The sequence below is a fragment of the Christiangramia lutea genome (assembly GCF_022489035.1).
In the GTDB taxonomy this organism is placed as follows: Bacteria; Bacteroidota; Bacteroidia; order Flavobacteriales; family Flavobacteriaceae; genus Christiangramia; species Christiangramia lutea.
In genome coordinates this window covers 50876-63565 of sequence record NZ_JAKVTV010000004.1, presented here as the reverse complement: position 1 = coordinate 63565, position 12690 = coordinate 50876, and the positions used below count along the sequence as shown (strand labels likewise).

Annotated in this window: 9 protein-coding genes; 3 read left to right on the top strand and 6 right to left on the bottom strand. The window is 38.6% G+C overall.

Features of this window, described 5'->3' with window-relative positions; genetic code table 11:
• Positions 1-34: 34 nt before the first annotated feature.
• Genes ML462_RS12300 through ML462_RS12280 form a run of 5 tightly spaced genes read right to left on the bottom strand, consistent with a single transcriptional unit; the run spans position 35 to position 4918 of the window.
• Positions 35-724, bottom strand: coding sequence for a YjjG family noncanonical pyrimidine nucleotidase (locus tag ML462_RS12300; RefSeq protein ID WP_240714124.1), 690 nt, complete (start codon positions 722-724; stop codon positions 35-37).
• Positions 711-2000 carry a polysaccharide deacetylase family protein gene (locus ML462_RS12295; RefSeq protein WP_240714123.1) on the bottom strand — a complete coding sequence of 430 codons (1290 nt, stop codon included), beginning with the start codon at positions 1998-2000 and terminating at the stop codon, positions 711-713. The genes ML462_RS12300 and ML462_RS12295 overlap by 14 nt, the downstream gene beginning before the upstream one ends.
• 12 nt (positions 2001-2012) lie before the next feature.
• A complete protein-coding gene (gene radC / locus ML462_RS12290) occupies positions 2013-2711 on the bottom strand; it encodes a RadC family protein (protein WP_240714122.1) in 699 nt (232 codons plus the stop codon).
• 60 nt (positions 2712-2771) lie between these two features.
• Entirely contained in the window at positions 2772-4124 is a 1353-nt protein-coding gene (locus ML462_RS12285) for a UDP-N-acetylmuramate--L-alanine ligase (RefSeq protein WP_240714121.1), read from the bottom strand.
• Positions 4125-4171: 47 nt separating this feature from the next.
• Positions 4172-4918 carry a tetratricopeptide repeat protein gene (locus ML462_RS12280; protein ID WP_240714120.1) on the bottom strand — a complete coding sequence of 249 codons (747 nt, stop codon included), beginning with the start codon at positions 4916-4918 and terminating at the stop codon, positions 4172-4174.
• 315 nt (positions 4919-5233) lie between these two features.
• Here ML462_RS12280 and ML462_RS12275 point away from each other — a divergent pair, with 315 nt between their 5' ends.
• The 3 genes from ML462_RS12275 to ML462_RS12265 are packed head-to-tail and all read left to right on the top strand — an operon-like array spanning position 5234 to position 12071.
• Positions 5234-9439 (top strand): T9SS type B sorting domain-containing protein, encoded by a 4206-nt coding sequence (locus ML462_RS12275; RefSeq protein ID WP_240714119.1) that lies wholly within the window; start codon positions 5234-5236, stop codon positions 9437-9439.
• Between the two features lie 22 nt (positions 9440-9461).
• Complete coding sequence (locus ML462_RS12270) at positions 9462-10394, top strand: PorP/SprF family type IX secretion system membrane protein (protein ID WP_240714118.1); 933 nt, start codon at positions 9462-9464, stop codon at positions 10392-10394.
• Between the two features lie 12 nt (positions 10395-10406).
• Positions 10407-12071, top strand: coding sequence for an OmpA family protein (locus tag ML462_RS12265; RefSeq protein WP_240714117.1), 1665 nt, complete (start codon positions 10407-10409; stop codon positions 12069-12071).
• Positions 12072-12156: 85 nt separating this feature from the next.
• On the opposite strand, the gene ML462_RS12260 is transcribed toward ML462_RS12265, so the two are convergent.
• Complete coding sequence (locus ML462_RS12260) at positions 12157-12681, bottom strand: DUF4136 domain-containing protein (RefSeq protein WP_240714116.1); 525 nt, start codon at positions 12679-12681, stop codon at positions 12157-12159.
• Between the last annotated feature and the right edge of the window lie 9 nt (positions 12682-12690).

The following is a 12690-nucleotide window of genomic DNA, read 5'->3' as shown; positions in this document are numbered from 1 at the left end:
TTTCGTTGCGCGCGAAATTACCTATTCTTTATATTTATAAATAATCTAAAAGTTCTTTTAACTTTTGAACCTGAGGAAATTGCCTCTGCTCACCATTATTTTCCGAATTCAGATAAATAACCTGTAAACCGAATTTATGGGCTCCTATGATATCTGCTTCAAGATTATCTCCTATCATTACAGACCGGTCTATATTTGCCCCGCTTTTATCCATGGCCGTCTGAAAAATTCCGGGATGTGGTTTTTTTACACCTGCTTCTTCAGAAGTAGTAATAGTTTCAAAATATTGATGAATTCCCGAGCTCTTCATCTTTTTATGTTGAACTTCCTCAAAACCATTTGTAATAATATGAAGCCTGTATTTATTTTTAAATAACTCCAGCAATTCAAGACTCCCCTCTAATAAATGATTGTTTTTAGGCAGGTATTCGATATATTCATGTGCAATTTCGTTGATGGTAGCATCTTCAGTTTCAAATTTCAGAGAATCAAAACTTTCCTTCAACCTGCCGTAGCGCAAAGCCTCTTTAGAAACCGAATTATTGCGATACAACTCCCAGTAACGAAAATTAATAGGAGAATAAACCTTCAGGAATTCGTCGATCTCAATGGCAATTTTCTGCTTCTCGAAAATCTCTTTAAAAGCCAGTTCAGAATTCTTCTCGAAATCCCAAAGAGTATGATCTAAATCGAAGAAAACATGTTCTATATTATTCAACTTCATGAATTTGCTTTAAAAGTGAGTAATAAAAATCCTGATCGGCATATCTGGAGAAATCACCATTGCTGAAAACTCCCCGAAATATCCCTTTAACCTCTTTAACCTCCTGCAATAGTCGTGCTAAGTCTTCCTTAATCTTTGTTTTCGATACAGTCCCAACCATATCTGAATTAAAAGCGTAAGGGTGGACTTTTAGCGGGGTGGTTACTTCCATATTGATATCATAAAAAAGGTAAGGCGAACAGGTTCCTGCCCTGAAACCTGGTGCATCTGGATACCCCATGGAATGATCATTATTAATCTCCAGCTCTGTCAAATTATTATATTGATCTGGTAACCGAAGATTAAACCTGGAGTTCATTACATCCTCAACAGGACTGTGCACAATCTCTTCCATCCTTAATTTTTCCTTCCGCAGCACCTTTATATTATCCATCGCATAATAACCCATTAAAAGTCCAACCTTGGCATAATCTGCCACCGACTTAATAACGGCCCTATGTGGAATTCTATTATGGCTTATATTACGATCGTGAATAGAGAAATCACTCAACTGAAACATAAAAACCATATAAAGTTTATGTTTTTTGATCATTTGAATTAGGTCCTCAAAAATATCATGGGGATCGTCCTTAATCCTTATCCATACCTGCAACCTATCTATAACTTTAGTGAGATTGAACTGGAAAAGATCGGCCCACAAACCTATGAAACTACGCAGGAAGCCTTTATTTTTAAAAATAAAAGTATGTTCAGAAGCCACGATTGTTCCAACCCTGAATTTTCTATTGACAAATTCGAGATCGGGAAAACGCTGCAAAAGAATATCCCTGAACTTTATTGCCCAGATATCCACTACAGGTTTATGCAAAAAACTTTCCTGATGAGCAAGACTTTCTGAAGCAGGAAACCTGCCGTCTTCATCTTTTACATGTGGCAAATATTCTTCGTAACGGCTTAGAAGGTAAAAAGAGGCTGCAAAGATATCAAAAGGAAGATCGCTGGCATCTGGCAAAGGAAAAAAACAAATGGTATCATCCCATGGCTGTACTTTAATTTCCAATTCTGAAAACCCCTGCTCCATTAGCAACTCAACCTTTTGAATAAAAAATTCATTTCCCAAAGCCTGTTTACCATAGGAAAGTTTTGCTCCATCGTGAGCTATAAATTCTTCAATTTTAGAGGTGAACTTGATAGGAATACCCAGGATATGAGTACAAATATGCTTGAATATATAAATAATCCTTGGGGTGACTTTTTGGGTGTATATCAATAACATTAAAAGACTGTCTTAAAGCATAGCCTCATCGGCAAAGCTAAGGTATGATTTTTCAGTAACAATAATATGGTCAAGTACTTTGATATCGAGACTTTCGGCAGCTGTCTTCAATTTTTGGGTAAGTTGCTTATCTGCTTCACTGGCTTTCAGATTACCAGAAGGATGATTATGTACAAGAATAAGAGAAACGGCTCCAACCTCCAGGGCTTTTCTCAAAACTATACGAACATCCACCAAGGTTCCCGTAATTCCGCCCTTACTTATCTGGTAGCGTTCTATCACTTTATTACTGTTATTTAGATAAAGTATCCAGAATTCCTCATGTCCCAGCTCGCCAATTAGAGGTTGCATGATCTCAAATACCGAAAGACTGGAAGTGATCTTTTTCTCTTCCTGAGCCTCTTCATAGCGCCTCCTGCGCCCTAACTCCAAAGCAGCTATTACCGTCACCGCTTTCGCCGGGCCAATACCTCTGAATTTACATAACTGAGCTATAGACAGTTTACCTAATTCATTCAGATTATTTCCAGTTGAGGAAAGTATTTTTTTAGCAAGTTCTACTGCACTCTCGTTCTTGCTCCCTGAACCAAGCAATATTGCCAGTAATTCTGAATCACTTAAACTAACCCTACCTTTCTGAAATAATTTTTCCCGGGGCCTATCATCCTCTGCCCACTTTTTTATACTTAGACTATTATTCTCATTATTCATCCTTCTCTAAAGATAAACAATGAATTGAAATATCTGAATAATTGATTAAATATCAGCGAACTATATCAACCTCTTTATTTCGTCTACTTGAAGACCTCCATAATTTCCGCTACTCATCATAAGTAAAACGGAGTTCGCCAGGTCAAGATCCTTCAATTCACTTTTGAAACTTTCAGGCTCAACAAAAACTTTCAGGTCCTTTTCCTGAAAAGCTTCTTTAATCTGTTCGGCAGTTACTCTTTCTAATTTTTTGGTTGCCACAGCTTCCGGTGAATAAAAAACAAGCGCCTCGTCTGCCTTCTCTAGACTACCTCTGTATTCATTTAAGAATTCTGCATTTAAACTGCTGTAAGTATGAAGCTCCAGGCACGCAATTAACTTTTTATTTTCATACTGTTCTTTAACCGCGGCCGTAGTCGCCTTAACCTTTGATGGACTATGGGCAAAATCTTTAAAAATTATGGTTGAATTATTTTCCGCGATCTTTTCCAGCCTTTTAGAGGCACCTTTAAAAGTTGCAATAGCTTCATAGAAATCATCTTCATCTACCCCCATATGCTGACAGATCCACTTTGCACCGGCAAGATTATTCAAATTATGTCTTCCAAAAATTTCTAATGGCATCTCTCCCTCAGGAACTTCAAGAATAGTTTCCTCTCCTTCAGTGTGGTATTCCGGTGTATGATAAGGATGTTTTCTAATTGGATTTTCTGTTTCTTCAGCAAGTCTTTTCACCTCCGCATCTTCCTCATTATATACCAGTATCCCGCCATTTACTATTGTATCTATAAAAATCCTGAATTGCTCAACGTAATTCTCATAAGTCGGAAAAACGTTGATATGATCCCAGGCAATACCGCTTAAAAGGGCAATATTTGGTTGGTAAAGATGAAATTTAGGCCTTCGATCTATTGGTGAAGATAAATATTCGTCTCCTTCAATTACTATAAAATCATTATCCTCGGTCAAATGAACAGGATTCGGAATTCCTTCCAGAGCAGCGCCAACCATATAATCTATTTCCCTATCATGGTAATTCATAACATGAAGAATCATAGATGTAATACTGGTTTTTCCATGAGACCCTCCTATTACAACCCTAGTTTTATTTTTTGATTGCTCGAAAAGAAATTCGGGATAAGAGTATATTTTCAATCCGATTTCTTGGGCTTTCAAAAGTTCAGGGTTGTCTTGCCTAGCATGCATCCCCAGGATCACGGCATCAATTGAAGAATTGATATTTTCCTCATTCCAGCCTAGCCTTTTTGGTAGAATTCCATGATCGCTTAATTTAGATTTTGAAGGCTCAAAAATTGCATCATCACTCCCAGTAATTTCATACCCCTTCTGAGACAAAGCTATAGCAAGACTATGCATGGCACTTCCTCCAATAGCAATAAAATGAATTCTCATATGTAAATTTTGTGCAAATATAATAGTTGCTCGAAGCAATTGCAGGATTACAACCTTTGAATTTTTTGTTTTTCAATAAGTGCTTTATCAAAATCTGGATCTATAGCCAGGGACTTTTCAATTAAAGCCAGAGCCTCAGACTGGTTCTTTTTACTTCTTTCTATCTGAGCAAGTCTCAAATAAGCCCAAGCAGGCGACTTCAAGTCTTTGTAGCCGTAATTTTCAATATAGTTCTTAAGAAAGCTTTCTCCTGCCTTCAACTGAACTTCATAAATAGCGGCAGCTTCTCCCAATTCGTAATTTAAATAATTTCGACTGATCAATTCTGGTTTTTTTTCCGCCAGCCGAATAGCCTCTTCATATTTGGCTTTTGCAAGATCTCTATATTCCTGAATTTTATAAATGTATGCATCTGCAAGAAGTGCATCTACTTCATTCAATCTATCCAGGTCTGAGGCATAGCTCTCTGCAATGGTTTTACTACCTCCAATAAAACTTGGTATTTGCATGTATAACTCTACAAGGGCACGCCGAGCTTCTTTATGCGATGTATCCAGTTCTGCAGCTCTTTTTAAATATTTCTTGACATCTCCAATTAGGATGGCCGCCTGAAATTTGGAACCGTAATAGGCTTTCATACCCAGTGCACCTCCCAATTTAAAATTATACATAGCATTATTTGGATCTTTTTCTAGTAAATTTTCATAGTAGGATATAGCTTCATCCCAGTTCTTTTCAAAACTTGCAATATCACCTAAATAATGAATTGCCTGGTCATTATTTTCAAGCTTCAAAAAAAATTTTTTTGCATCCTCAATTTCCCCATTATTGAGTAGAATTTCACCATTCTCAAGGGGTTCTTGAGCAACTGAATTGCCTGCCAAAAGACAAAAACAAACGAATAAGACCTTTAATTTTATTAACATAATTATTTTTTTCTTAGATTTAACCGACCCAAACTGTTGTAAGTCAGAAAACTTAAGGTGTCCAGCGGCATAATGTTAAGATGTTTCTTAATTTAACTCCGCATATTAAAAATTATTTTAATATTTGTGCAACTTTTTAATGAGTTATAACCGATTACTAATTTTGAATTTAACACCTAGCCTATGCAAAATTTTACTTTTGGGAGGAAAGGACTTAACTGGTTCCTTTTCGCCTTCATTTTATTTGTTGGCAATTTGTCGGCATCTTACGCCCAGAATTGCCCCACACTAGACCCTGGTGATGACACGCAGAATTTCTGCTATTTATCCAGAGTTTCAGACCTACAAGCCAATCCCAACGGAGATGGATTAAGCTGGTACAGAACTGCCACATCTACAACTCCTATTCCAAGTGAGGAAATCCTTCAGGATGGCTCTTATTTCGCTGGAAATAATTCTGGTGATTGTGCATCTAGAGAGGAAGTAGTTGTAACCGTTGATGATCTTGGACCACCAGTATCATCCTTTGGAAACTTTTACGAGCCTTGCGAATATAGCTCTGATGATGTTACAACAGTAGCAGAATTAAAAGCTCTAATCAGCACAACTGGATCTGCAGATGATCTAAATGTATATGATCAATCCCAGGAATTCGGAACTGTAGAATTAGATGACACAGACGTTCTTGTAGAAGGTCGTAGTTATTTTGTTGGTCAGGATGATACATCTACATCTTGTGAATATTCATCGAGACTGGCTATAAAATATGATCCAATTTTAGCTACTGCTCCATCTGCCTCTGCAAATCAAACACTTTGCGAAGATTCTACTATTTCAGATCTTGAAGCAGAAGGAATAAACAGATGGTATAGTACTGAAACATCTAATCCAGCTCTAGACCCTTCAACACCTCTTGTTGATGGCCAGACCTATTATGCATCTAGGATTGTAAACAGAACTAATTCATCGTTACCTCCTTGCGAAAGCCAGGATAGAACTGCTGTTACAGTAACTTTAGTTGGACCTCCAGACGCAGGAGAAGACAACACCGGAGTCGTTTGCTTTCCAGATGTTGGTACAACTTTCCCAAGCGAAGATGCTATTAGAAATTACCTATTAAACTTACTTGAACCTGGTGTCTCCAGAAGCGGTACATTCAGCCCGAGTATTTCTCAATTAGTGAATATCTACGGGTCTGATGATGATGGACTGGGAGATTTCACAACTACTTATACTATTGGTTCTGGTGCATGTCAGGATTCTGTAGATTTAACAATTAGCGTAATAGAAGAAACTCCTGCCAATGCTGGAGATTTTGACGATCTAACTGATATTTGTACGGGAGATGCGGTTATCGATTTAGCCACCCTTATAAATAATGATTCTGATGCAACTGCAGGAGGAACCTTCACGGGTACAGGAGTAACAGATAACGAATTTGACCCATCCACTGGTGCCGGGGATTATACTATCACCTATATGGTTGACGAAACCTCAGCACCTTGTACTATTGGCAATGATTCTACTGAATTTATAGTTTCGGTAAGGAATGGTGATGCCGGAGACGACAGTACGGTAACATTAAGCCCTAGTGATGATCCAATTAATCTTTTTGATTTCTTGAATGGAACTCCAGACATGGGAGGCACATGGTCTCCAGGAGATGGCACTTTTGACCCAACAACTGATACACCTGGTGATTTCACTTACAGCGTAGATAATGCATGCGGAACAGACTCCGCAACTGTAACGGTAATCGTTAATGAATGTGCAACTCCTCCTGATGCAGGATCAGATAATGTAGGAATTGTTTGCCTAGCAGATGTACCAGCAACTTTCCCTAGTATAGATGAAACAAGAAAATACTTTTTGAATTTATTAGATGATGGTGTTGCAACAAATGGAACATTTAGCCCTTCTATTGATGATATAGTGGATATTTATCAAGATGACGAAGATGGCCTGGGTGATTTCACTATTACCTACACCATCGGAACCGTTGATTGTCAAGATTCAGTTGATTTAACTGTTAGAGTTGTTGAGGAGGCTCCTGCCAATGCAGGAAGTTTTGATGATATAGCTGATGTATGTTCAGACGAAGATATGATCGACCTTTCAGATCTTCCAAACAATGATCCAGATTTTTCAATGGGAGGTACTTTTTCAGGAGAAGGAGTTACCGATAATATGTTTGATCCATCTATCGGTGAAGGCACATATACTATAACTTATAGCGTAGATGATTCCACACCTTGTGTTATTGGAGAAGATTCAACTACTTTTACAATTACAGTTGATGATGCGCCAGTAACAACTAACATAGAAAGAATTCTGTGTATCACAGAAGCTGAAACATTGCTAACTGATGAAATCGCTCTACAAATATTCCTTAATGACCTCCTTACCGATGCTGGAGTTGATACAGTAGACCCAGCAGGTTTCGATGCAGATGACCTGGCTGAAGGAATGAGATTACTTGATTTTGTAGATGACCCCGATTCAGACTCTGAGACTTTCAACTTTAGCTATTTAGATGAATCAACATCTTCTTCTTGTGATGATGGGATCATAAATATTGCTATTACTATAAACGACCTTCAGGATGCTGAAGCAGGAACTATAGATGATCAGAATGTTTGTGTTTCTGACGGAATGATTGACCTAACTATGTTCTTAGGAGCTGACTCCATGACTGGAGGTACATTCAGCGGAGATAATGTTACTGATGGTATGTTCGATACTAGTGTAGGTTCTAATGATGACGGCTATACTGTAACTTACAACGTTGATGACTCGGCCGATTGTGTTACACCAGGAACTACGGACTCTGAAACATTTACAATTTTTGTGGATGATACAGTTGATGCAGGCGAGGATAATAGTGGTGATGTTTGTAGAGAGAATGTTAGCGACCTTTTCCCAAATAATTCCTCTGTAAGAAGGTATTATTTAAGCCTTTTAAGTGATGGTGTATCAGAAGATGGTGTATTCAACCCTACTATCCAAGATGTGATAGATGCTTATAATACGAATCCAGATCAGGAAGCATTCACAACTACATATACTATTTCCAATGGTGGTTGTTCAGACAGCGTTGAACTAACAATCAACATTTATGATTCAATTCCAGCTGAAATTGGAGACATCACAGATCCAGATCCAATTTGTAGAAATGCTGAGGATGTAGACCTCTACTCTTTCTTACCTGCAGATGCAAATCCTAACGGTACTTTCGAAGGATATGAAGATGGAATCTTCAGCCCGACTATGGAAGGTGAAGGTTCTTTCGAGATCACTTACACTTTAACAGATGATTCTCCATGTACTGAAGGAGAAGCCTCTGCTACATTTACAGTAACTGTTATCGAGTCTGCTTTTGCAGGCATGGACATGGATCTAAATGTATGTATGGATGCAGGAGTTCAGGATTTATTTGGATTCTTATCTGAAGATGCTGATACGAATGGAGAGTTTACTCTAGATGGTAATGTAATCTCAGACGGAATGATGGATCCTGCTGATTTTGCAGCTGGAGATTATGAAGTTATTTACACAGTGCCAGAAATCAATGATTGTGGTGCAGATACTGCAACATTCAATATTACTGTTGAAGATGCTCCTGGAGCACCAACTGTAGATGGGAATCCATTTACATTCTGTGCGACAGACGCTGCTACCGTAGCCGACCTTTCTGCGACAGGCACTAACCTGACTTTTTATTCGGATGCAGATTTGACCATGATGGTTGCTGCCGAAGACGCTTTAGAAACAGGATCTTACTACGTTACTCAAAGAAATGATGATGGTTCTTGTGAATCTGCCGCTGCAGAAATTACCGTTACTATCAATGATGCAGATACACCTACAATAGCTAATTCAACACAGGAGTTCTGTGAATATGATGATGCTACTGTAGCAAATCTTACAGACGCAGTTAACGAAACTGATAACATCACCTGGTATGATTCAGCTGATGGAGACAACGCTTTAAATGGAGGTACTCCACTACAGAATGGTGTAACGTATTACGCTACTCTTTTCAATGTTGAAACAGGTTGTGAAAGTTCGGTTAGACTTGCAGTAACTGTAAACATAACAGATTGCCCACTTCTGTTCCCTGAAGGTTTCTCACCAAATGGTGATGGAATTAATGACACCTTCGACATAGAGAATATTGAAGATGAATATCCTAATTATACTATTGAAATCTACAACAGATGGGGAGATTCAGTATACAAAGGAAACGCCAACACTCCAGACTGGGATGGCTTTAGCAGTGAAAGTTCTTTAGGAGACAATGTATTACCTGCAGGGGTATACTTCTATTACCTGGACTTTAACGATGGAAGCACCGAGCCAAGGAGAGGAAAAGTATACTTAAGTAGATAATCAGGATAAACAAGAGAAAGAAATGAAAAAAATAATAACAAAATATTTACTATTCGCAGGCATTATCCTTTTTTCTATTAAAGGTATGGCCCAGCAAGATCCACTTTTCACTCAGTACATGTACAACATGAGTGTAGTGAATCCTGCGTATGCAACAGACGATCCAGGAATGTTAGATCTTGGAGCAATTTATAGAATGCAATGGACAGACGTTGATGGTGCACCTCGCACCCTCAACTTCTTTGCCCACACACCAATAAGTGAAAGAGTTGAACTTGGTATTACAGTAGTTCATGACGAAATTGGAGATATTGAAAAACAGAATAATATCACCGCAGATTTCGCATATGTTATACCTACAGGTGAGAACACAGACCTTTCCTTCGGTGCTAAAGCTGGTTTAACCACTTTCGATGCTAACCTCGCAGGATTGGATTTAAATGATCCTAATGACCCTGCATTCGAAAACATCAATGAGATATTTCCTGTTTTTGGAGTTGGAGCATTCTGGTTTGGAGACAATCACTATTTAGGTGTTTCTGCTCCTAACCTGTTAACATCTGAACACCTTGACAACAGTCAGCTGCTAAGAGATCGTGGTACTGAAGAAATTCACTACTACCTTACTGGAGGTTACGTTTTCAACATTAGCGAAAACTTCAAATTAAAGCCTTCTACTATGGTAAGAGGTGTAAAAGGAGCTCCGCTTTCTGTTGATGTAAATGCTAACGTTCTATTGTATGATAAACTTGAAGCAGGTTTAGGCTACAGGTTCGACGAAAGCATTACAGGTTTGGTAAACTTTAGAATTACCCAGGGACTTAGAATTGGATATGCTTATGACTATCCAACCTACGACCTAAGTAACGATGGATCACATGAGATCATGCTTTTATTTGATTTCGATCTATTCGGACTTAACAAAGGCTATGACAAATCACCTAGATTCTTCTAAAACCAGACTAACATGAAAAATATATATAGTACACTTTTAATAATTTTTGTGAGCATCACTGCCTTCGGACAGAAATCTGATATCAGGGATGGGAACAAATTCTTTGCTCAGGCAGCCTACATAGACGCTGCCGATGCATATGAAAACGTAAATAATAAATCTCAGGAAGTTCTTCAGAACTTAGGAGACTCATATTTCTATACTAACCAGATGCAAAATGCTGTGGAAGTATATGAGTTGTTATTCCTTAGAAATGAAGGAGCCGTTGAACCTGAGTATCAGTTTAGATATGCCCACGCTTTGATGGCTGCCGGCAACTACGTAAAGGCTGATGAACTTATGAATGAACTAACTGGTGAAAACTGGGATCATGAAGAATTTGCAAGTGAACTGGATACTATGGTTCCTCATAAATTCAACTATGACCAGGTAATGAACAACCAGTCTTCTTCAGATTTTGGAATCGGATTCTACGGAGACCGTGTTGCTTTTGCTTCTACAAGAAACCAGGAGCGTCCGGTTTATCCATGGAACAAACTTCCAACTCTTGATCTTTACAGTGCTGAAATGAATGATGAAGGTGAAATGACCGATATTATTCTTTTCTCTGATGCCATTAATACCGACGAGCACGAGAGCTCTGCTACTTTTAGCAAAGATGGAAAGTACATGTATTTTGACAGAACGAACGAAGACAGAGTGAAGAACGAGGACGATGTTCGTGTATCTCACATTAGCCTTTACCGTGCAGAAAATGTAGACGGTGAATGGACAAATGTTGAGAAACTACCTTTCAGCAGTGAAGAGTATTCTGTTGAACACCCAAGCTTAAGTGCTGATGGGACTAAACTATTCTTCTCTAGTGATATGCCTGGCGGTAGCGGTTCTTTCGATATCTACGTTGTAGATGTGAACGAAGACGGTACTTTCGGAACTCCGCAAAACCTTGGAAGTTCAGTGAACACGGCTCACAGAGAGCAATTCCCATTCATTAGTGATGAAGGAATTCTTTACTTTACTTCAGACGGCCACCAGGGATTCGGAAATCTTGATATTTTCAGAACTGAAGGAGATTTTTCTGAAGTAGAAAACCTTGGAGCATCTATTAACAGTGGAAGTGATGATTTTGCTTTCGTGATCAAGGAAAACGAGGAGATGGGATATTTCGCTTCAAACAGAAGAGGAACCGATAACCTTTACCAGTTTACCCGTGAAGAAAATGAGATCATAGAAGCTCCAACTGTAACTGATGAGACTAGCGGTCAGGATATCATTCCTATCGATGGAAGCAAGATCTACTTCGACTTCGACAAGGCTACAATCAAGCCAGAGTCTAAGCCAGTTCTTGATTCAGTTGTGACTTACATGAACGACTATCCTAACATTAAAGTTAAGGTTGAGTCTCATGCCGATGCGAGAGGTTCTGACAAGTACAACCTTGATCTTTCTAAGAGAAGAGCTGCTTCAACTGTTGACTACCTGGTAGAAAACGGAATCGACAAAGGAAGACTTATCTCTGAAGGATACGGTGAAAGCAGACCAGTTAATGACTGTACTGAGCCAACCGGATGTACTGAAGAGCAATATGCTAAAAACCGTAGAAGTGTATTCGTAGTATCAAACCGTGATGGTTCGATGAACGAAGAAACTGAAGTGGAAGAAAACGAAGAAGAATAATTCTTCGAAATATACTGACTAACCAATCAGAAATGAAAAGCCCCATGCAAATGCATGGGGCTTTCTATTTACATAATTATAAAGCTTATTTTTTAGGAGGGTAACCTTCCATAGCTTCAGCAACTATTTTATTAAACTGTTCCTGTTTTGATTTTGGATCAGCATCGAATTTAAATGGACTTTCAACCACCGCCTGCCAGACAAGAATATCTTTTTCTACATCAATAAAATCGAAAGTAAGCCTTAAATAGGTATCCATTTGACCTACGGGAATCCCACCTGATACTCCTACTCCAACATTTCCGCCACCACCGCCAAAACCGACACCTACCCTACTACGATTATCTTGTTGGTATTGTTCAGTATAAACATTAACATAAATATCCGGGTCTGCGTCCCCTTTAGAGAAACCTTTCTGCGGCAATGCCGAAACCAGACTTTCCGTAAGTCTGGATTCGTCCAGCTGACTTAATCCTGTCCTGAAATCTGGAAATAATTGGTAGGTAGAATATTGATCGAAATTAACTTCCTGATCATAATCATATACTGCCTGAGGTGCGTTACAGGCAGCTATGAATAGTATTAAAATGGAGAATTTGAAAATTTTCATAAACTGATT

What these genes read in the sequence shown, in the direction of transcription:
- ML462_RS12300 (WP_240714124.1), bottom strand. Translation starts at nt 724, where the DNA reads ATGAAGTTGAATAATATAGAACATGTTTTCTTCGATTTAGATCATACT.
- ML462_RS12295 (WP_240714123.1), bottom strand. Translation starts at nt 2,000, where the DNA reads ATGTTATTGATATACACCCAAAAAGTCACCCCAAGGATTATTTATATA.
- radC (WP_240714122.1), bottom strand. Translation starts at nt 2,711, where the DNA reads ATGAATAATGAGAATAATAGTCTAAGTATAAAAAAGTGGGCAGAGGAT.
- ML462_RS12285 (WP_240714121.1), bottom strand. Translation starts at nt 4,124, where the DNA reads ATGAGAATTCATTTTATTGCTATTGGAGGAAGTGCCATGCATAGTCTT.
- ML462_RS12275 (WP_240714119.1), top strand. Translation starts at nt 5,234, where the DNA reads ATGCAAAATTTTACTTTTGGGAGGAAAGGACTTAACTGGTTCCTTTTC.
- ML462_RS12270 (WP_240714118.1), top strand. Translation starts at nt 9,462, where the DNA reads ATGAAAAAAATAATAACAAAATATTTACTATTCGCAGGCATTATCCTT.
- ML462_RS12265 (WP_240714117.1), top strand. Translation starts at nt 10,407, where the DNA reads ATGAAAAATATATATAGTACACTTTTAATAATTTTTGTGAGCATCACT.
- ML462_RS12260 (WP_240714116.1), bottom strand. Translation starts at nt 12,681, where the DNA reads ATGAAAATTTTCAAATTCTCCATTTTAATACTATTCATAGCTGCCTGT.